26 protein-coding genes and 1 pseudogene are annotated in these 20,561 nt (G+C 43.2%); 25 read left to right on the top strand and 2 right to left on the bottom strand.

From position 1 onward, the window contains the following. The first annotated feature begins 208 nt into the window (after window positions 1–208). The 16 genes from FG24_RS02965 (at window position 209) to yegQ (ending at window position 14,664) form a co-directional block, all read left to right on the top strand. Window positions 209–1,612 (top strand): MFS transporter, encoded by a 1,404-nt coding sequence (locus FG24_RS02965; protein ID WP_036300826.1) that lies wholly within the window; start codon window positions 209–211, stop codon window positions 1,610–1,612. Between the two features lie 2 nt (window positions 1,613–1,614). Beyond that, the gene (locus FG24_RS02960) at window positions 1,615–2,112 is read left to right on the top strand and encodes a single-stranded DNA-binding protein (RefSeq protein ID WP_036300824.1); all 498 of its coding nucleotides are present in this window, start codon (window positions 1,615–1,617) and stop codon (window positions 2,110–2,112) included. A 247-nt stretch (window positions 2,113–2,359) separates the two neighbouring features. After that, the gene (locus tag FG24_RS02955) at window positions 2,360–2,827 is read left to right on the top strand and encodes a DUF2269 family protein (RefSeq protein ID WP_036300821.1); all 468 of its coding nucleotides are present in this window, start codon (window positions 2,360–2,362) and stop codon (window positions 2,825–2,827) included. Then, window positions 2,824–3,831 (top strand): DUF4166 domain-containing protein, encoded by a 1,008-nt coding sequence (locus FG24_RS12375; protein ID WP_051901404.1) that lies wholly within the window; start codon window positions 2,824–2,826, stop codon window positions 3,829–3,831. Before FG24_RS02955 ends, FG24_RS12375 begins: the two co-directional genes overlap by 4 nt. Then, window positions 3,828–4,934 (top strand): saccharopine dehydrogenase family protein, encoded by a 1,107-nt coding sequence (locus FG24_RS02940; protein WP_036300819.1) that lies wholly within the window; start codon window positions 3,828–3,830, stop codon window positions 4,932–4,934. The genes FG24_RS12375 and FG24_RS02940 overlap by 4 nt, the downstream gene beginning before the upstream one ends. Before the next feature lie 545 nt (window positions 4,935–5,479). Next, a complete protein-coding gene (locus FG24_RS02935; RefSeq protein ID WP_036300817.1) occupies window positions 5,480–6,574 on the top strand; it encodes a 3-deoxy-7-phosphoheptulonate synthase in 1,095 nt (364 codons plus the stop codon). 111 nt (window positions 6,575–6,685) lie between these two features. Continuing rightward, window positions 6,686–6,970 (top strand): FmdB family zinc ribbon protein, encoded by a 285-nt coding sequence (locus FG24_RS02930; RefSeq protein ID WP_036300814.1) that lies wholly within the window; start codon window positions 6,686–6,688, stop codon window positions 6,968–6,970. A gap of 24 nt (window positions 6,971–6,994) precedes the next feature. After that, window positions 6,995–7,621, top strand: coding sequence for a DUF502 domain-containing protein (locus FG24_RS02925; protein WP_036300812.1), 627 nt, complete (start codon window positions 6,995–6,997; stop codon window positions 7,619–7,621). 3 nt (window positions 7,622–7,624) lie between these two features. Next, complete coding sequence (gene aspS / locus FG24_RS02920) at window positions 7,625–9,412, top strand: aspartate--tRNA ligase (protein ID WP_036300811.1); 1,788 nt, start codon at window positions 7,625–7,627, stop codon at window positions 9,410–9,412. A gap of 104 nt (window positions 9,413–9,516) precedes the next feature. Beyond that, window positions 9,517–10,083, top strand: a complete 567-nt coding sequence (locus FG24_RS02915) for a GIY-YIG nuclease family protein (protein ID WP_036300808.1) — start codon at window positions 9,517–9,519, stop codon at window positions 10,081–10,083. A 3-nt stretch (window positions 10,084–10,086) separates the two neighbouring features. Next, window positions 10,087–10,614: an adenine phosphoribosyltransferase gene (locus FG24_RS02910; protein WP_036300806.1), complete on the top strand. Its 528-nt coding sequence runs from the start codon at window positions 10,087–10,089 to the stop codon at window positions 10,612–10,614. A 116-nt stretch (window positions 10,615–10,730) separates the two neighbouring features. Then, a complete protein-coding gene (locus FG24_RS02905; protein ID WP_036300803.1) occupies window positions 10,731–11,126 on the top strand; it encodes a VOC family protein in 396 nt (131 codons plus the stop codon). Between the two features lie 113 nt (window positions 11,127–11,239). After that, complete coding sequence (locus tag FG24_RS02900) at window positions 11,240–12,049, top strand: quinoprotein dehydrogenase-associated SoxYZ-like carrier (RefSeq protein WP_051901403.1); 810 nt, start codon at window positions 11,240–11,242, stop codon at window positions 12,047–12,049. Window positions 12,050–12,189: 140 nt separating this feature from the next. Further along, the gene (locus FG24_RS02895) at window positions 12,190–12,609 is read left to right on the top strand and encodes a secondary thiamine-phosphate synthase enzyme YjbQ (protein WP_015833053.1); all 420 of its coding nucleotides are present in this window, start codon (window positions 12,190–12,192) and stop codon (window positions 12,607–12,609) included. 209 nt (window positions 12,610–12,818) lie between these two features. Next, complete coding sequence (locus FG24_RS02890) at window positions 12,819–13,100, top strand: GIY-YIG nuclease family protein (protein ID WP_036300801.1); 282 nt, start codon at window positions 12,819–12,821, stop codon at window positions 13,098–13,100. Window positions 13,101–13,314: 214 nt separating this feature from the next. Then, on the top strand, window positions 13,315–14,664 hold the full coding sequence (gene yegQ, locus FG24_RS02885) for a tRNA 5-hydroxyuridine modification protein YegQ (protein WP_036300799.1): 1,350 nt from the start codon (window positions 13,315–13,317) through the stop codon (window positions 14,662–14,664). Between the two features lie 89 nt (window positions 14,665–14,753). Here the strand turns inward: yegQ and pqqA are convergent, their stop codons facing one another. Further along, window positions 14,754–14,825 carry a pyrroloquinoline quinone precursor peptide PqqA gene (gene pqqA / locus FG24_RS12480; protein WP_135278826.1) on the bottom strand — a complete coding sequence of 24 codons (72 nt, stop codon included), beginning with the start codon at window positions 14,823–14,825 and terminating at the stop codon, window positions 14,754–14,756. A 338-nt stretch (window positions 14,826–15,163) separates the two neighbouring features. Between pqqA and FG24_RS02880 the strand changes: the two genes are divergently transcribed. The 9 genes from FG24_RS02880 to FG24_RS02840 all read left to right on the top strand — a co-directional run bounded on the left by FG24_RS02880 (window position 15,164) and on the right by FG24_RS02840 (window position 19,502). Further along, window positions 15,164–15,373, top strand: coding sequence for a hypothetical protein (locus FG24_RS02880; RefSeq protein ID WP_019897017.1), 210 nt, complete (start codon window positions 15,164–15,166; stop codon window positions 15,371–15,373). 29 nt (window positions 15,374–15,402) lie between these two features. Then, entirely contained in the window at window positions 15,403–15,702 is a 300-nt protein-coding gene (locus tag FG24_RS02875) for a hypothetical protein (RefSeq protein ID WP_036300795.1), read from the top strand. Between the two features lie 33 nt (window positions 15,703–15,735). Beyond that, the gene (gene rpsD, locus FG24_RS02870; protein WP_036300791.1) at window positions 15,736–16,353 is read left to right on the top strand and encodes a 30S ribosomal protein S4; all 618 of its coding nucleotides are present in this window, start codon (window positions 15,736–15,738) and stop codon (window positions 16,351–16,353) included. A gap of 167 nt (window positions 16,354–16,520) precedes the next feature. Beyond that, on the top strand, window positions 16,521–16,742 hold the full coding sequence (locus FG24_RS02865) for a hemin uptake protein HemP (protein WP_019897020.1): 222 nt from the start codon (window positions 16,521–16,523) through the stop codon (window positions 16,740–16,742). Between the two features lie 7 nt (window positions 16,743–16,749). Further along, the gene (locus tag FG24_RS02860) at window positions 16,750–17,022 is read left to right on the top strand and encodes a DUF6686 family protein (RefSeq protein WP_200876862.1); all 273 of its coding nucleotides are present in this window, start codon (window positions 16,750–16,752) and stop codon (window positions 17,020–17,022) included. 146 nt (window positions 17,023–17,168) lie between these two features. Continuing rightward, window positions 17,169–17,339: a hemin uptake protein HemP gene (hemP, locus tag FG24_RS02855; RefSeq protein WP_036300789.1), complete on the top strand. Its 171-nt coding sequence runs from the start codon at window positions 17,169–17,171 to the stop codon at window positions 17,337–17,339. 49 nt (window positions 17,340–17,388) lie between these two features. Further along, the gene (locus tag FG24_RS02850) at window positions 17,389–18,222 is read left to right on the top strand and encodes an energy transducer TonB (protein ID WP_036300787.1); all 834 of its coding nucleotides are present in this window, start codon (window positions 17,389–17,391) and stop codon (window positions 18,220–18,222) included. Window positions 18,223–18,336: 114 nt separating this feature from the next. After that, a complete protein-coding gene (locus FG24_RS02845) occupies window positions 18,337–19,086 on the top strand; it encodes a MotA/TolQ/ExbB proton channel family protein (protein WP_235189712.1) in 750 nt (249 codons plus the stop codon). Next, window positions 19,083–19,502, top strand: a complete 420-nt coding sequence (locus FG24_RS02840; RefSeq protein WP_036300784.1) for an ExbD/TolR family protein — start codon at window positions 19,083–19,085, stop codon at window positions 19,500–19,502. The genes FG24_RS02845 and FG24_RS02840 overlap by 4 nt, the downstream gene beginning before the upstream one ends. A gap of 208 nt (window positions 19,503–19,710) precedes the next feature. Here the strand turns inward: FG24_RS02840 and FG24_RS12990 are convergent. After that, window positions 19,711–20,331 (bottom strand): annotated as a pseudogene (locus tag FG24_RS12990) (cation transporter). Between the last annotated feature and the right edge of the window lie 230 nt (window positions 20,332–20,561).

Below are 20,561 nucleotides of genomic sequence, written 5' to 3'. Positions count from 1 at the left end.
TTGATAAAACCACGTCATGATGATGCAGTTTTTATGTGGCAGGTAATGTTTGTGAAAGAGGTCTGCTGTGGTTCATGGCTCCATGACAGCAATGCTGTATGTCACAAAAAAGACGATTGATCATATGCAATTTTATGAAACATTCGGGTTAACATGAAGGCAACCTGCTAATATACCTACTTTTACGCATTTAGCTTAATTATTTTTCATGTCTTCATCGCAATACCCCTCATCAGACAACATGACCCCAGCAGAAAGGCGCGCAACGCTAAGTTTGGCGTCTATTTATGGCCTGCGCATGTTTGGTATGTTTTTGATTTTACCGATTTTTGCTATTTACGCGTCTACCTTGCCAGATAAGCCTAGTAGCTTTATGGTGGGTTTGGCGTTAGGTGCTTATGGGTTAACTCAAGCCTTGTTGCAGTTACCATTCGGCATGGCCTCTGATAAATATGGTCGCAAACCAATGATTTATTTGGGTTTGGCTATTTTCGCGGTTGGTAGCCTAGTTGCCGCACTGGCCACAAGTATTGAAGGCATTATTATTGGCCGTGCGTTACAGGGCGCTGGTGCTGTTTCTGCTGTCGTGACGGCGTTAGTGGCTGATTTAACGCGCGATGAACACCGCACTAAAGCGATGGCTACGATTGGGGTAACCATCGGCATTGCTTTTTCGTTATCTTTGGTTGGCGGCCCAATTCTTAATCAATGGATAGGCGTGCCTGGCATTTTTGCACTGACAGGCGTGCTGACCTTGGCCGCAATTGCAGTGGTGCGTTTCGTTGTGCCGAACCCTGCGCATAGTCATTATCATTCTGATGCCAGCGCCACACCAGCTAGATTAAAAGATGTGCTGAAGAATAAGCAGTTGTTACGATTAAATTATGGCATTTTTGCCCTGCATGCGGCACAAATGGCCATGTTTGTTGTGGTGCCATTTGCGATTGTGAGTTCAAGCGGGTTGCATGAAAACCAACATTGGCAAATCTACTTACCTATCGTGTTAGCGTCTTTTGTATTGATGGTGCCAGCCATTATCTATGCTGAAAAGCAATCGCAAATGAAACGGGTGTTTGTTGCTGCTGTGCTGATGATGTTGGTGGCGCAATTGATGTTCTCAGTGTCCATTAATTACTTCTGGGGTATTGTTGCTTCACTCACCGTTTATTTTGTGGCTTTCAATGTGCTGGAGGCATCGCTGCCATCATTGATCAGTAAAATTGCACCAGCTGCCGCAAAAGGAACGGCTATGGGTGTTTATAATACGGCGCAGTCTTTAGGGATTTTTGTTGGTGGTGCATTGGGTGGATATCTCTCCCATGTTTACGGCTTTGCAAGCGTGTTCGTATTTTGTGGCGTGATGATGTTTTTATGGCTATTATTAGCATTTTCAATGCAAGCGCCACTCGCAGTGAGAACCAAAATGTACACCATGGAAGACTCAGCGGAGCAGATGACTGCAGAGATGGTGGCGAATGTGAAAAGCAAGCTCACCAAGCTGGCTGGCGTAATCGAAGCTGCAGTGCTGCCACAAGAGCGTACTGTAATATTGAAAATAGATAAATCGTATGATTGGGATGACTCCCAAGTGTATCAATTGTTGAGGGGGTAAGCATGGCATCAGTAAATAAAGTGATATTGGTTGGAAATCTTGGTCGCGACCCAGAAGTGCGCTATATGCCAAACGGCGAGGCCGTATGTAACTTCAGTATCGCAACAACAGATAATTGGAAAGATAAATCAGGCGCTAAACAAGAGCGTACTGAATGGCACAATATTGTCATGTATCGCAAATTGGCTGAAATTGCAGGTGAATACCTTAAAAAAGGTCGTCCTGTATATGTTGAAGGCCGTTTGCAAACGCGTAAATGGCAAACTAAAGAAGGTCAAGACCGATACACCACTGAAATTATTGCAGATCAAATGCAAATGCTAGGCGGCCGTGATGGTGGCGGTTCAAATGCTAGTTATGACGGTGGTATGGATCAGGGCGGGGATAGTGATTACAACCAAGCGCCTCCTAGCCAAGGTCAGGCAAGACAAGCGCCAGCCGCAAAACCAGCGTCAACTGGCTCAGGTTTTGATGATTTTGAGGACGATATTCCGTTTTGAGGTCTACCTGAGGTGAAAGTGTAAACAAACCCCATTAACTTAATGAGTTAATGGGGTTTTTGTTTATTTACATAGATATTTTATCTTGGAATTGAGGTGGATGATACTTTGGCGTTGGCGGAACCAGCTGAAGTGTAGCAATAATGAGCATGCCTATCAAAACTGGTTTTGTTGACTTATCACCAAATTCATATAGTAGACGATGGATATACACCCTACGTCACTTTTACATGATAATAGCGTTTCAATGAATATATATCTTATCGTTAAAACCGTTCATATTATTAGTTCTACAATGCTATTTGGAACTGGTGTTGGCATCGCTTTTTTTATGTTTCGTAGCCATTTCACTGATAATCTTCAAGAAAAGCTATATGCCGCAAAAGGCACAGTCATTGCGGACTATATATTTACTTTACCAGCGGTCATCACGCAATTTACCACTGGCGTATGGTTGGTTTGGAAAAGTGGGTATCATTGGGCAGAGTTTTGGCTAACGGCCACTTATGCAATTTTCATTTTAGCCGGATTTTGCTGGCTACCCGTAATTTGGATACAAGTTAGACTAAGAAATATTTTGCTTGAATGTGTAGAAAATCAAACAATTATTCCTGAGCAATACGTAAAGCTTTTTAGGCTATGGTTTTTACTTGGTTGGCCTGCATTTATAGGTTTAATCGTAGTATTTTTTATGATGGTTATGAAGCCAATATGAATAAAGAAGCTGTTAATCATACTATCTGGTTTGTATATGACGGAGAGTGTCCATTATGTACAAACGCAGCGCTAGCCCTAAGGATTCAGAAAAAGTATGGGAGTCTGCATCTTGTAAATGCACGTGAGGAAAAGACTCACTTTGTTCTAGAAGAAATTAACAAACGTAAATTGGGCCTAGACGAAGGCATGATTATTTATGATGGTAGGCAGTTTTACCATGGAAAAACTGCTTTGTCTTTCATGGCCAAGTGCGGTGAGAATCAAGGTTTTTTTAATCTGTTTAATAAAGCTTTATTTTGGTCTGAAGGCCTTGCAAGTATCACCTATCCTTGGATGCGTGGCTTAAGAAATCTATTACTTTGTCGACTTCACATACCGCAGATTGACAATCTAAATCTCAAGTCAGAACCGATATTTAAGGATGTTTTTGGTGATAGCTGGGATGAGCTACCGCCTGTCATGAAAAAGCACTATTTAAATCGACCTTATAGCGATGACATTAATGTTGTTAATGGGCATTTAGACTTAATGTGTGCGGGTCCAGTTAAGCTTCTAGCCCCCTTATTTTGGATGACGGGTGGAATACCGCCGTTGAATGCACAGAATGTTCCTATCACGGTACATTTTGAAAGTCATAGAAACTCTAAAGCTTTTACGTTCAACCGCATTTTTCACTTTGCAAATAGAAAACCTTACCGCTTTCAATCTCGTATGTTACAACTAGGCGGAAATGAAGTTGTGGAGTTAATGAAATTTGGAATCGGCTGGAAAACCAGTTTCCATTGGGAGGACGGTTGCGTTAAATTAAAGCATCGAGGTTATATTTTAAAACTTTTTGGTCATTACATCCCTATTCCACTTACTCTGCTGATTGGTGAGGGCAATGCCTTGGAAAAACCTGTGGATGATTATACTTTTGACATGCAGGTTGATATAACCCATCCATGGTGGGGGAAAGTATACGGATATAAAGGACGCTTTTACCTAAAGGGTGAAGATTGATTCAACGTGTTTTGATTATTGGTGGCTATGGAAACTTTGGTAGTGTGATCTCAAGAACATTAGCCAAAGAGTCTGATATTCAAATTATTGTCGCAGGGCGGTCTTTGCAAAAAGCCGAAACCTTTACACAAGCATTAGATGCTAAAAACATAGCAGAAGCGATCTTCATCGATATCAATCAAAACATTGCGACAGTTCTAAGCAACATCAAACCTAATATCTTGATTCATACTTCAGGACCATTTCAAGGCCAAAGTTATGATGTTGCAAAAGCCTGTATCCAAGCCGGTATTAACTACATAGATTTAGCGGATGGACGCAACTTTGTTGAGGGTATTGGTAGTCTTAACTCGCTTGCAAAGGAGGCGAACGTTTTGTTGATCAGTGGTGCAAGTTCAGTCCCCTGTTTAACTTCTGCATTAATAGATCACTATTATGATGAGTTTGAGGCGCTAGATAGTCTTGATTATGGAATTACGACAGCTCAAAAAACCACGCGCGGTTTAGCCACCACTGCTGCCATCTTAGGGTACACAGGCAAGAGCTTTCAAACAATTATCAACGGCGTCCAAACAAAAGTTTATGGGTGGCAGGGCCTTACAGTAAGAAGATACAAGAATCTTGGATGGAGGCTATTAGGTTATTGTGATGTGCCTGATTTAGCCTTATTTCCAAAGCGCTATCCTTCGTTAAAAAATATTCGCTTTTATGCAGGTCTTGAGCTTCCTTTCATTCATGTGGTTCTTTGGGGTTTATCATGGTTGGTGCGTTTAGGCGTTATTAAGCATTTAGAAAAATTCGCGCCTTTAATGCTACGTCTGTCATTCATGTTTGATTGGGTGGGCTCTTCTAATAGTGCCTTTCACATGTCCTTATCAGGTAGGGATGTCAACGGGGGTGCTAATAAAACCATCACTTTTGAGCTGCTTGCTAGATCAGGAGATGGCCCTAACATACCTTGCATACCCGCCATCATCATTGCTAAAAAATTGGCGAAGAATGAAATTGATCAGTGTGGCGCTTTCCCATGTATCGGATTTATTAGCCGTGACGAATATTTGGGTGAATTAAAGAGCTTTGATATAAGTTGGCAGGAAAGTTAGATGCTCACTAGATGACTTCGGTGCAGGCTATTCATCACTTAATACCTCAGGCTCCTGCCGCTTGCTCAGTTGAAGATAGGCCGTTCGTTTGCTCGGGGTATTGCGGGCAAGGGTGGTGATCAGTCGATTGTGCGTACCATTTTTCCATGGCACATACTTTAAACCTGAATGTCGTAGGCTTTTATTTGGAAAAATACCGCAAATACGACTAAGTTGTATCAACTGCGCTTTAAAGTGTTAAAATTGTATGAGACGATTGGTTTTAAAGGCAAAAAGATGAAAAATACCAATTTTTTCGTTTAGTCTTAAGTTGACGCAGTGGTTTGTCGTGAGATATGTAAGAAATGTCGCTTTTTATTCCAGATGGATTGTGTTTGATAAGGTGATCCGCCTCGCTAAATGCTTGTGCTAAATGGTTGTATTATTCTGCGAGTGCTGTTGTTTTAATCGTTTTACTGTTGATAAGCCCCCGCTATACGGGCTTTGTTGTTTTTGATTTTTGTTTTTGTTGCGCCTAGCATGGTTGTAGCAAATGAGTTATCTAAATGAGCCCTGTCCAAAAAAATATTACTGATGATGTGCGCATCATTGAAATCAAAGAGCTGACGCTACCATCTGAGCTGTTGGGTAAACTTGAGCCTAGTGCAGCCACTACCGAGAGAATTGTTAAGACGCGTGCGGATATCCATCGTATCCTGCACAGTGCGAACGATCGACTGTTAGTGGTCATCGGGCCGTGTTCTATCCATGATTATGATGCAGGTATCGAGTATGCAAAGCGCCTGCTAGTGCAATACCACAAGCACATTAACGAACTGTTGATTGTGATGCGCGTGTATTTTGAAAAGCCACGCACCACCGTTGGGTGGAAGGGCTTGATTAACGACCCGCATTTGGATGGCAGCTTCAATATCAATGCCGGTTTAGAACTGGCTAGACGCTTTTTGCTGGAAGTAAACGAGCTTGGTCTGCCAGCAGCAACCGAATTTTTAGACACGATTACGCCGCAATATACGGCTGACCTGGTCAGTTGGGGCGCCATTGGTGCGCGCACGACCGAGTCGCAGATTCATCGTGAGTTGTCGTCAGGCTTATCTTGTCCAGTTGGGTTTAAAAATGGCACTGATGGCAATATTCGTATCGCTGTTGATGCGATTAAAGCTGCGGCAAGCCCGCACCACTTTTTGTCTGTCACCAAAGAAGGTCGTTCGGCCATTATTTCGACGACAGGTAATGAAGATTGCCATGTGATTTTGCGCGGCGGTAAAACACCTAACTACGATGCGGCAAGCGTGGATGCTGCTGCAGTTGAGTTGGCGCAGTCAGGTTTAAATGCCAAGGTGATGATTGATTGTTCACATGCCAATAGTCAGCGTCAGTACCAGTTACAAGCGCAAGTGGCAGAAAATGTAGCTGAGCAATTGCATGCTGGCGATGATCGCATTATGGGCTTGATGATAGAGTCGCACTTACATGCAGGACGTCAGGACCATGTCCCTGGGTGTGAGTTGACCTATGGTCAGTCAATTACCGATGCTTGTTTGGGCTGGGAAGAGACCTTGCCGTTGTTAGATATGCTGGCTGAAAGTGTTAAGGCGCGCCGCCTTAAAAATCAGCAAGATGACGATGCTGATGAGTGAAGTCTTTTAGCCTTTAGAGGCTAAATTGTGGGCGGTCGTGGTCTCAATAAAATTCTATTGGATTCAGGTATAATCGCGGGTTATTTAACGTATTGAGAAAGGTGATTTTATATGCCTATTTACGATTATCAATGTAGTAGCTGCGGACATAAAGCAGAGGTGATGCGCAAAGTGAGTGCTGCAAGCGTAGAGGCTTGCCCACAGTGCGCTAAAGAGACTTTTGCTAAGCAAGTGTCTGCACCAAGTTTTCAGTTAACTGGCAGTGGTTGGTATGCGACTGACTTTAAAGGTGGTGCGACTAGCTCAGCTAAGCCGAATAGTTCAGTAGCGCCAGAGGCTGCCGCTGAGTCAAGTGCTGCACTGGCGGCTTGTGCTACGGGTTGTGCGTGCCACTAGGCACGACGGAATGACTCAACGTTAATGAAAAAATACTTTATTACAGGCTTGTTAGTACTAGTGCCATTGGTGATTACCATCTGGGTGCTAAAGTCATTCATCGGTGTGATGGATCAAAGCCTGTTGCTTTTACCAGAAGCTTGGCATCCACATACCTTTTTGGGTCGAGATATTCCGGGCATTGGTGCGATTTTAACGGTGCTGATTGTGTTTACTACAGGGTTGATTGCTACCAACTTCTTTGGCATGCAGCTCATCATCCTATGGGAAAAACTACTTAATCATCTACCAGTGGTGAAGTCGATTTACTCTAGCGTCAAGCAAGTGTCTGATACATTATTTTCAGATTCTGGTAATGCGTTTCGCAAGGCTGTGCTGGTGCAGTTTCCGCGAGAGGGTACTTGGACAATAGCATTTTTAACTGGCACACCAGGTGGCGATGTTGCGAATCATCTGCAAGGTGATTACGTCAGCGTTTTTGTGCCAACTACGCCAAACCCAACTGGTGGTTACTTTCTCATGATGCCAAAAGCTGATGTGATAGAACTTGAAATGACGGTAGACGAAGCACTCAAATATATTATTTCTATGGGCGTGGTTGCACCCGTACCTAAGATTCCAAAACTTTTAACTCAATATTCAAATAATTAAATTATGATGCGTACACATTACTGCGGCCATTTAAACCGCGAACATATTGGTCAAACTGTCACATTATGTGGTTGGGCGCATCGTCGCCGTGACCACGGCGGTGTTATTTTTATCGACTTGCGTGACCGTGAAGGCTTGGCGCAGATTGTGATTGACCCAGATACTAAAAATGCATTTGCGATTGCGGAAACTGTACGCAGTGAGTTTGTGCTAAAAGTGGTGTGTAAAGTGCGCGCGCGTCCAGAAGGTACAGTTAACCCTAACTTACCTACGGGTGAAGTGGAAATGTTGGCGACTGAGATTGAAGTATTAAACCCATCACTCACACCACCGTTTATGTTGGATGATGAAAATCTGACTGAAACCGTGCGTTTAGAGCACCGTTACATTGATTTGCGCCGCCCTGCGATGCAAAAAAACATGATGTTGCGTTACCGCGTTGCTAAAACCTTGCGTGATTATTTGGATGTGAATGGCTTTATTGAAGTTGAAACACCAATGCTTACACGTAGCACACCAGAAGGCGCGCGTGACTACCTAGTGCCTAGCCGTGTGCATCATGGTCAGTTCTTTGCATTGCCACAATCGCCACAATTGTTTAAACAATTGTTAATGGTGTCAGGCTTTGACCGTTACTTCCAAATTACTAAATGTTTCCGTGATGAAGACTTGCGCGCTGACCGTCAGCCGGAATTTACGCAAGTGGATATTGAAACATCGTTTATGGAAGAAAACGACATTATGGATTTGGTGGAAGAAATGATTCGCCAAATGCTTAAAGCGGTTCAAAACGTAGACTTGCCAGCTAAATTCCCACGCATGCCATTTGCTGAAGCCATGAGCCGCTACGGTTCAGATAAACCAGATATGCGCGTGACTTTAGAAATCACCGAGCTTTCTGATGTAATGAAAGACGTGGACTTTAAAGTGTTTGCCGGTGCTGCCAATATGGCAGGTGGCCGCGTAGCTGCTTTACGCGTGCCAAATGGTGCGGCAATCAGCCGTTCTGAAATTGACGCCTACACAGAGTTTGTAAAAATCTACGGTGCTAAAGGTTTGGCTTACATCAAGATTAACGACATTACTAAATTGAACGAAGAAGGCCTGCAAAGCCCGATTGTTAAAAACATTCACGTGACAGCACTACAGGCGATTATTGAGCGCACTGGCGCACAAAATGGCGACATCGTGTTCTTCGGTGCAGATAAAACTAAAGTAGTGAACGAAGCTTTAGGTGCGTTGCGCCTTAAAGTTGGCCACGATAAAGGCCATGTGGATGGCCGTGCATGGGCGCCATTGTGGGTGGTGGACTTCCCAATGTTTGAGCATGATGAAGATGCAGACCGCTGGGTAGCATTACACCATCCGTTCACTGCACCAAAAGATGGTCACGAAGATTTGTTGACTACTAATCCGGGTGCTGCACTATCAAAAGCTTACGACATGGTGTTAAACGGCTGGGAAGTAGGCGGCGGTTCTGTGCGTATCCATCAGCAAGAAGTACAGTCTAAAGTGTTTGATGCACTGAAAATCAGCCGTGAAGAAGCCCAAGAGAAGTTTGGCTTCTTGCTAGATGCGCTGCAATACGGTGCACCTCCACACGGAGGTTTGGCATTCGGTTTAGATCGTCTGGTGACATTAATGGCGGGTGCTGAATCTATCCGTGATGTGATTGCATTCCCTAAAACACAACGTGCTCAGTGCTTGATGACCAATGCGCCAAACGAGGTGGACGAGAAGCAACTTAGAGAGCTACATATACGCGTTCGCTCACAAACGCCAGCGGCTTAAAATGCACTCGCTTCACGATAACGTCGTTACATCCGCTTGCCGTACTATTCGTACTGTCTACGCGGATGTGCCTAGTTCTCGTATCGCGAATTCCATTTTATAGAATGAATCCTTTCTATATCTATGCGTTGAAAGATCCGAGGAGATCTCCCGCCAAGCCTTTCTATGTAGGTAAGGGTACAGGTGAGAGAGCTTGGGATCAGACACTTAATGTAGATAACACACGAAAAGGTAAGTTGATTTCCGAAATAATGTCAGCAGGTCAAGATGTTGTGACGACGATTCTTGCTGATGATTTGACGGAATCACAAGCCTTAAAATTAGAAGCGGAATTAATTTCTGCCTTTGGTACGGTCGATACTGGCGGTTTGCTGGTAAATAGTGTTATTCCTACTGGTGTTAGCTCTAGAGGACGATCAGTAATTGTTCCAGATGGGGCCATAGAAAGGGCTCAGATAGGTTTGGCTCTATTAAAAGACGCTATATATGAATTAGCGATTGCAAATCAGAACGGAATAATCAACGCTGAAGCAGCTAAGGCGTTAGGTTTGCAAAGTAGCTATTCTGGTGGCTCGAAAGATTATTTAACTTGGAGTATTCTCGGGTTACTTTTGCGCGAAGGGAAGCTTGTTCGAGATGAAAAGAGACGTCATAAATCTACTAAGCTCTAATTTATGCCTTTAAAATCCCTAATCCGCACTATCCCACACTACCCAAAACAGGGTATCCAGTTCCGTGATATCACCACTTTGCTGAAAGACCCGATAGGTTTTCGCATGGTGATTGATGCGTTTGCACAGCATTATGCTACCCAATCTATAGATAAAATCGCAGGCATAGAAGCGCGCGGCTTTATTGTTGGCGCAGCACTAGCGTATAAGCTTGGTATAGGCTTTGTGCCTATTCGAAAATCTGGCAAATTGCCTGCGGAAACGATTGGGCATGATTACGCTTTAGAATACGGTGCTGATCGTGTGGAGATTCATACTGACGCAATTTCCCAAGGCGAACGGGTGCTGTTAGTGGATGACCTGATTGCGACAGGTGGCACGGCGGAAGCTGCTGCGGCTTTGATACAGAAGTTGGGTGGCGTAGTGGCGGGCTGTGCTTTTGTGATTAACTTGCCAGACTTAGGTGGCTCAAAGCGCCTAGCTGACAGTGGCCTTACGCCTTTTTCACTTTGCGAGTTTGAAGGCGATTGATCCTACATTCCATCTGTTTGCACTAGTTACGCGATGCACCAAAGATGTTAAAGTGTATTAATTAATGTTGCCGAATGCTTATCGGACTTACTATACCAATTTACTGAAATCATACTATGCCAGTTACCCAGCTTAATCATTACAATCTACGCACGCCTTACGAGACGATGCTAAAACTTAAAGACTTTTACTGTGATGTGCTGGGTTTGACGGTCGGCCCACGTGAGGGCTTTACCAGCAGAGGGTTTTGGCTTTATATTGGCGATACGCATGTGTTGCATCTTGCTGAGTATCGCGGTGAGGGTGAGCCATTAACCAATGTGCTGACGACGATTGATCATGTCTCGTTTACCTGTACCGATATGCCGGCAATGGAAGCACATTTGAAGCATCACAATATTCACTATACAACGCGCGATTTGCCTGTGTTGGGTGTGAAGCAGATTAATTTTAAAGACCCTGTGGGTAATGGCATAGAGCTATTTTTCTATATGGAAAACGAAGGTGTTTAAACCTTGAGTTTTCATAGTAGCTAAGCACTAAACTGTGAGAACTATCTAGTAAAATAGTTTGTCATAGGCGTATTAAAACAAGAAATTATAAAAACTATTTTGGAGCGTATCGTATGACTATGCAATTTCAAAGATGGGTCGGTAAGCTGGCAGTCGCTGCTGGATTGTTTGTTGCGTTTATGGCGAATACGTATGCTGAGGCTGATCCGAAGTTATGGGCGGTAATGAAAGAGGCTTTCTTTGCAAAGCGAGAAATGAAAGAAGTTGATTTCATTAAGATTGATGCACCAAAACGCGCGGAAAGTGGTGCGCAAGTGCCAGTGTCTTATAGTGTTGATAACGCAGCGGCAAATGGCGTGGTGATTAAAAAGCTGTATGCCTTTGTTGATGCTAACCCGATTCCACTCACGGCAACTTATCATTTAACAGATGCATTGGGTAACTTTCAGCTATCAACGCGTATTCGGTTTGAGACAGATGCTTATGTGCGTTTAGTAGGTGAAACTGCGGATGGACAATTGTATTTAGCTTCACGCGTGATTCGTGCGGCGGGTGGCTGTGGTGGTATGGTAGAGAATAATGAAGCTGAGATTCGTGCGGCAGCAGGACGGATTAAGATGAATGTGGATGCTTCAGCCAAGGTTGGTGCGCCAACGATGGCAACTTTTAATATTAAGCACATTATGCGTACAGGTTTACAACGCGACTTGGTTTCTCAAGGTTATGTGCCAGCTTTTTACATCAATAAAGTTGATTTTGTTTATGGCGGTAAGCCATTAATGACTGTGGATGTGGGTGTAGGTACTGCAGAAGATCCATATTTCAAATTTAGTTTTATTCCAGCTTCAGCCGGCAAGTTAGAGGCGGTTGCGACGGATAATGAAGGTAAGACATTTAGCCAGCAATATGATGTGAAAATATAACGCTAAAACTGATATTGAGTAATGAAATGGCCTCCAATGTGAGGCCATTTTTTTTGACCATGATTAAAATGTGGAAATTATTTATCTGAAATAGATAATGCAATGTTAAAATTAGGCTATTGAAAATTAAGGACTATTTGATGAAAAGTTATCGTAAAGAACTTTGGTTCAATCCACCTACCCGTGTTGCGTTTATTCGTATTACTGAACAAATCCGCGAATGTTTACGTGAGAGTGGTGTGCGTGAAGGTCTGGTGTTAGTCAATGCCATGCATATTACTGCCAGTGTGTTTATTAATGATGATGAGCGCGGCTTGCATCATGACTATACGCAGTGGTTGGAGAAGCTTGCGCCACACGAGCCCGTGAGCAGCTATCGCCATAATGATACCGGCGAGGATAATGCAGACGCGCATATGAAGCGTCAAATCATGGGGCGTGAGGTAGTGGTGGCTGTTACGAATGGCGATTTAGATTTTGGCCCTTGGGAACAGATTTTCTACGGTGAGTTTGATGGTAGACGTAAGAAGCGTGTGTTGGTGAAAATTATCGGTGAGTAAATTGTTGTGTTCATCCTTTGATAAACGGTCCTTGGATAATCGGTCTTTCGACGGTCATCCTTCGACAAGCTCAGGACGAACGGAAGCTTACAGTTAGTAAAAATGACCAATAAGATACATTTTTTATGAATACCTATCAGTTCAAGTTCAATCAATTTACCCCCGTTCGTCCTGAGCTTGTCGAAGGATGAGCGGCACAATTAAATAAAATGTTTTGGATTTATATCCTACGATGTTCAGATGGTTCTTATTACACAGGGCATACTGATAACCTTGGAAAACGTTTGGCAAGCCATCAATTTGGTGAATTATTAGGTTATACGTCTACGCGTTTGCCAGTAAAGCTAGTATTTAGTCAATCTAAGCCGACTAGAGAAGAGGCGCTAAATGCTGAACAGAAAATCAAGGGGTGGAGTCGCGCTAAAAAGGAAGCAATGATGCAAGGTGATTGGAAAAAAGTATCAGACCTAGCTAAAAGTAAAAGAATGTAGTTTTGAAGTTGTTCCCCCTTTGGCAGGCTCTGACTGTAAGCAAGTAAACTGGCAAGCAAAGTGTGAAGTCTTCCCCAATTTTCTACCAGTTCTTGGTATTACCACCAATCGTAAGTAGCTAAAGCGACAAGATTGGTGCGATAAGCCAGTAAAGTGACTAGAAAAGTCTGAAGGGCGAACGGTTTTATATGAAATGTAAATTATTAAAGTAATGATGATGAAAATACCTGAACTTTTAGCCCCAGCGGGCGATTTAGACCGCATGCGTACGGCATTTGATTATGGGGCAGATGCGATCTATGCAGGACAGCCACGTTATAGCTTACGTGCGCGTAATAATGATTTTACGATGGCGAACCTTGAGATTGGCATTAAAGAGGCGCATGCGCGTGGTAAAAAGTTTTTTGTTGCCAGCAATATTGCGCCACATAACGCCAAGGTTAAAACCTATATGGCGGATATGGAGCCTGTGATTGCAATGCGTCCAGATGCTTTGATTATGTCTGATCCTGGTTTGATTATGATGGTGCGTGAGAAGTGGCCTGAAGTGCCAGTGCATCTTTCTGTACAGGCGAACACGGTGAACTTTGCGACGGTGAAGTTCTGGCAAAGTTTAGGATTGTCGCGTGTGATTTTATCGCGTGAGTTGTCTTTAGACGAAATTGAGGATATTCGCCAGCGTTGCCCAGAGATGGAATTAGAAGTTTTTGTGCATGGCGCTTTATGTATTGCTTACTCTGGGCGTTGCTTGCTTTCTGGGTATTTTAACCAGCGTGACCCGAATCAAGGCACTTGTACCAATAGCTGTCGTTGGGATTATAAAGTGCATGACGCGGCAGAAGATGCGGCGGGTGTGATACGTCTGGATGAGTTTGACTTTAAAGCTGAAATGGAAAAATCAAGTTTGTCTGGTTGTGGCAGCCTGCCGCGCCATCCATTAGCGGACAAGGTTTATCTGATTGAAGAAAAAGGCCGTCCAGGAGAGTTGCTGCCAATCGAGGAAGATGAGCACGGCACTTACATTATGAACAGTAAGGACTTACGAGCCATTGAACACATAGAGCGCTTGATTAAGATGGGGGTGGATTCGCTTAAGATTGAAGGGCGGACTAAATCACGTTACTACGTAGCACGTACTTGCCAAAATTATCGTCAAGCGATTGATGATGCATTAGCTGGCCGTCCATTTGATTGGAACTTGCTGGGTGATTTAGAGAACTTGGCTAATCGTGGTTACACCGATGGTTTTTATCAACGTCATCACACCGCCGAGCATCAAAATTATAAGCAAGGTTATTCAAGTTCTAACCGCAGTTTATATGTAGGAGATGTTGTGGCCTATGATGCTGAAAAAGGCTTGGCTGATATTGAAGCACGCAACAAGTTTGCCGTGGGTGATCGTTTGCAGGTGATACATCCTACAGGCAATCAAGATATTGTCGTTGAAGCCATGTTTAATAAAAAAGGTGAGCCGATACAGGAGGCTTCAGGTAGTGGTTACTACGTTAAGCTGCCGATTACTGCGGGCGATTTGAATAATGCGATGGTCGTTAAGTATCTATAAAGTTGTTGAGTAAAATTTAGCTGTGATGGCTTTACGTATTTAATAAAAAAGGGAGCAATTGCTCCCTTTTTTATTGCTGAAAAAACGTATTACTTATTCATTACGTACATGGTTACTTCAAAACCAAAACGCATTTCAGTTGCTGATGGTGATGTCCACATGATCATTCTCCGTATAAATTAATTTTAGAACTAGCATTTCATTGGGTTTTCGATGTTGCTAGTTCGTTGAAAACATTGTGCGCTTGTATGCATATTTACATGCTATTTGTATTCATGAATGCTACTTAAGTGAAATCATGAGATGGACGCCTGTCATTTAGCGTAGATAGGATAGTGATACTCATCTGTTTGAATTTTCTATTTTTAAGCTATCTAGCATGTCGTATGCCTTAATTAGCGGGGTTGATAATACTTTACTAATTTAGTCGCCAATTATGTGTTGACATATCAAATGAGAATGATTATCATTTATTTAAATTCCTAGATTGGAGTACGTCATGAGTAAGCAGTTAATTATTAGCCAAGCGAAACTGACAGGTAATGAAGATTGCAAAGTGCTTTATAACAAAGCGAAAGACATTGTTGAGCTTGAAATTGGAGACACTTCATTACGGCTAGAAGTGCGTAACTTTTTCATGATGAATGAAATGATGCGTAAAGCAGTGGCAAGGTTGGTGATGCAAACTGAATTGCATCAAGTGCAGTAATCAAGCGAATAAACCAAGTGAGTATAAACATGCAAAAACAAGTATCGGCATTAAAAGCACCAAGCGAACTATTTGACCCAGAGTTGCCAACGTCTAGAGAGTTGATGGCTGCCATTTGTTGTGTAGCGACACAGTATGCACTGAAGCCATCACACGAGTTGGCAGTGCTGGCGAGTGAGCTGGCTCATAAGTTAACTGCGCCTGAGTACGCCGATACAAAGCTCATTGAAGATATTGCTGAGCGCTTGGTGAAGCAATGGCAAGTAATCGTCAGTGAATATGGCACTGACGACAATTGGTTGATGGCAACACATAACACATTGCAATAAGTTAATTACATAGTAAATAGATAAGGAAACAAGATGTCTCGATTTATTGGTCCTAGATTAAAAGTGATGCGTGCATTAGGGGTGGATTTACCTGGATTGTCACGTAAAACCATTGAAGCACGCCCAACGCCGCCAGGCCAGCACGGTAATAAGGCATCGCGCAAGCGCCGCTCTGATTTTGGTGTGAAGTTACAGGAAAAACAAAAGATTCGCTTCAATTACGGGTTAACCGAGACGCAGATGCGTAGATTGATACTGGACGCACGTAAAGGTAAGGAACCTACAGGCGAGCGGTTACTACAGTTACTAGAGCGCAGAATGGATAACGTGGTTTTCCGTGCGGGATTTGCACCTACGGTGATTGCTGCAAGGCAGTTAGTCAGTCATGGACATCTCATGTTAAACGGCAAGCCAGCTAACATTCCGTCGATCAGATTGAATGTGGGTGATGAAATCACGGTTAAGGCCAAAAGTAAAAATATTCCAATGGTGGTAGAAACTGTTAAGCAGCCATCTTTAGAGCGACCAGAATGGTTGGCTTGGGATACGGCCACGCAAGTGGTGAAAGTGGCGCACTTGCCAGCGGTCAGCGATGTGCCGTTCCCTGTGGATGTGCAATTGGTGGTTGAATATTACGCTAACCGCGTGTAGCGGTTGGCAACAGAATTTGAGTTGCTCCTAACAGCGGCTCAAATGTAGTACTGCATGGCAACATGCGTCTCCTTGATCTTAACCGATCATTTTATGGTTGCATTAAGTTAATCGCTTATGTAAGTCGGCCATCTTTTTAATTTTAGTGACTCAATTGGGCTGCCATCATGAAAATTATTACTAATTTAACCTCTAAAGAACATATGAGTTTTGATATAGCAATTGTGACAGACAGTACGCGCACGCAGGATGACATTAAGATTTCTAGAATAAAAAGATTGAATAGCGACAAGCTGTTTACGAATGTGAAGGAAGTGATGATTGATCACGAGGATGAAACTTATTTTTTACGCATTACTAAACAAAATAAACTGATACTCACTAAATAGGTGTGACATGAAAATTAACAAAGTGCTAGATAACGCTCCAAGCAATCAAGCATCGTGCTTACGTATTTTGTTGTCTAAAAATGAAAGTGGCCAGATCGTGTTTTGCGAAAATTGTAATGTGGCCGAGCTGGAGCTAGGTGCCATTAGTTTAAGAATCGATGCTGGCACATTGCATACCTTAAAAGCTTTATTAGCAGATGCGGATACTAGGTTGGCGTTGTATCAACAAGAAAAAGCTAGTTATGCGCAGCAGTCCGCCATTAATTGCAGCATCCATTAGTCAGCGCAATTAAATAAAATCAAACACATAGATATCAACTAAAGCATAAAATCATTGACAAATCTAAATGATAACAATTATCATTAGCCTTTCTGCATTGAAATGATTTAATGCTAGAAATCAAAACTTAAGAATGAGCCAGACGAATGATGCTTGATGAAAAAAAACATGAAACCAAGGTTGCAGAGTCCTCTGTGGCTAGGGTGACAACCAGTGAGTTGTTATTTTCAGGTGCGCGCGAGCTGGTGATTAAACACGTTGGTGAGGATTACCGCTTAAGACTTACCAATCAGGGTAAGTTGATTCTTACAAAGTAGTATTTCCTAAGTTGGGCTACAGTTTTTACGCGATAGAATAGGAGGAGGTATGATGACAAATTCAGAGCTTGCAGTGAATACTCACTTCTTTTTGGAGCCTGTTGCCATGAGGGCAGAGACTGTTAGTCAATCTAATGTGAAACATCTGCCGATTAATACGCACATTGGTGCGGCGCGCGTAGACAAGAAAAAAATCTCTTACCGAATGTTAGCGTTTGTGACTCTGGTGCATATGGGGGCTGTAGCCGGTGTGTTGAATGCCCAACCAGAAACCGTTGTGCTGAATAAGCTGGAAACGCCAATGATGGTTAGCTTGGTGAGCCAAGTTGCAGATGCCCCAGAGGAAGCGCCTAAGCCGCCCGTAGAGCAAGTACAGCCTGTTAAGAAGCCTGTCGTACAAAAGCAAAAAGTCGTAGAGAAAAAAGTAGTCGTGAATGAAGATGCGGCCAGGAAAATTGAGCCAGTCGAACCTGTGGTTGCAGAGAAAAACGAAGCAGCGGTTGTAGCAGAGAGTAAGCCTGTCGAGCCGCAACAATCAGCAAAAGCAACAGAAACAACCGACAAGCCTGCTAATGAGAAAGTGGCAGCAGAGCCTGTGGTTGAACCACCTAGTTTTGGCGCAGCGTATTTAAATAACCCTGCACCGGCTTACCCAATGCAAGCAAGAAGAATGGGTGAACAAGGCAAGGTGTTACTTAAAGTGTTAGTGTCACAAGATGGTAAAGCTGAGGCTGTCAAAGTAGACACCAGTAGTGGTCATCAAAAGTTAGATCAGGCAGCGATTGATGCTGTTAAAAAGTGGAGTTTTGTACCAGCAAAACGTAGTAATCAGCCAATTAGTGCTTACGTGCTGGTGCCAGTGAATTTCACGCTAAATGGCTAAGTAGCCAAGGTCGATGACATTATTTATGCACGCATAGATTAATGAACCATAAGTTAATGAACCCATATAGTTATGAATATAGGTCATCAATAGATTAAGAATGAAGCGAGGGTAATGATGCAAAACGGTTATGAGTTTAATAGTTGGGAATTTATCACGGCAGGTGGACCAGTTTCTATGTTGGTTGCTTTGATATTGTTAACAATGTCTGTGGCGAGCTGGTATTTGATCGTTAGCAGAAGTGTGACTGCATGGCGTATGCGTAGTGCTTATCAGTCATTTTTACAGGCCTTCTCACAAGCACCAAGTTTGGCTGTGGCGATTAAACAAAGCCAAGCGTATGCAAATACAGGATTAGCTAGGTTGGCAGAAAAAGCGATTTTAGCGGCTGAGCATCATAAGTTGTCTGTTGCAAAAGGGACAGAGATGGTTGCGCAAGATGAATTTGTAGCACGTGCCATGAACCGCAGCATTGCAGAGGAAAATGCAAATATGGAAGGCGGTTTAACCGTATTAGCTTCTGTGGGTAGCGTATCACCGTTTGTTGGTCTGTTTGGTACTGTGTGGGGTATTTACCATGCACTTGCTAGCATCAGCTTAAGTGGTCAGGCCACTTTAGATAAAGTAGCTGGGCCAGTCGGTGAGGCGTTGATTATGACTGCCTTAGGTTTGGCTGTGGCTATTCCGGCAGTGCTAGCTTATAACGCGATTGTACGTAGTAATCGAACTTTATCTGCCGAGCTTGAGAAATTCGGTTACGAATTGCATACCTTGATTACGACAGGTGCCGTGATGGGTGCTAGACGTGCATATAAACAAGATGTTGCTGGGCAGGCGATGCATGTTGCAGGTGCTGCAGCATGATAGGGTCAGGAAGTAATGTAGGCGGTGCATCACACTCTGCACCGATGTCCGAGATTAACACCACACCGCTAGTGGATGTGATGTTAGTGTTATTGGTGATATTTATCATTACGGCACCATTACTGACGCATGCTGTAAAAATTGATTTACCACAAACAAGCAGTCAGCCTATCCCTGAAAAGCCGGAAGTGATTTCAGTATCGATTGATGCGTCTGGCAAAATGTACTGGAATGATATGCCGCTGGTGCAAGGTGAGCTGAAATTGAAATTAAAAGAAATTGCCCAGAAAAAACCACAGCCAGAGTTAAATATACGTGCCGATAAAGAAACGCGCTATCAAGTTTTAGCTGAGGTAATGGCTGATGCGCAAAATTCAGGCGTGAGTAAAATGGGTTTTGTAAGCGAAAGTAAGTAATTACTTATTGGTTGGATAGTGAGCAATGGCGCAGTGTGAACTGTGCCATTTTTTTTGCGTCATGATTGTATGTTAGTTAGTTGGCTGCTCTTGTAATCAGCTACTTTTCTTAGCTTGAAAATTTTCTGACGGCACCTATGATTGGGGCTCTGGTGATTGAGGCTTTGGCGATTGTGGCTTTACCTAGATTGAAACCGATGTTGATATTTTATTGGTGATGATTTAATTCTGATCTCGCTCTTTTTATTACTTGCATCGCCGCAGAAACACCTAGGCTTGCCATAATAACCGCCACAATCAGATCAGGCCATGCACTTTTGCTTCCCCATACGCCTAATGCTGCCATCATGACGGCAATATTTCCGATCGCATCATTTCTGCTGCATAGCCATACCGACTGCATGTTGGCGTCTCCATCACGGTAGGCATAGAGCATCATAGCAACGCTTACATTCGCCAGTAGCGCAATAAAACCTACCAACCCCATCGTGTAGGCTTCTGGTACTTCACCATGCATGGTAGATCATACGGTGGTGGCAAGTATCAATAAGCCAAAACTGCCCATACATAGTCCTTTAAACAGCGCGGCACGAGCGCGCCACGCAAAGCTCATGGATAGCACGGCTAGAGATATCCCATAGTTCATGGCATCACCAAAGAAGTCGATTGCGTCCGCCATCAGTGATACGGATTGCGCATGAAGCCCACTTGAAATTTCAACGAAGAACATTGTGGCATTGATGACTAACGCAACCCAAAGTATTTTCTTATATTTAGGCGTTAGTAGCGTGGGGTTACTGCACCCGTCATGACAACAATCTTTAGCCATACTTTTTCCTTAGCATTTGTTTGCTTTGTGCGGAGATAGCATTTGAGCGTTACATGTACTTATCGTAACTGTAATAAAGTCGGTTGTCAGTATGTTCTAAAATGACGGCTTGAGTCATCGAGCGTATTGAAGAGTAGGCAGGGGAGGGTCAGCAAGATTTAATCTACTGACTGCAAGTATTAAACAGCCAATAGATTAAGTTGCTAATTAATTAGAACAGATAGCTAAAT

The organism is Methylotenera sp. L2L1, from assembly GCF_000744605.1.
Classification (GTDB): domain Bacteria; phylum Pseudomonadota; class Gammaproteobacteria; order Burkholderiales; family Methylophilaceae; genus Methylotenera.
This window is presented reverse-complemented; position numbering and strand designations above follow the sequence as displayed.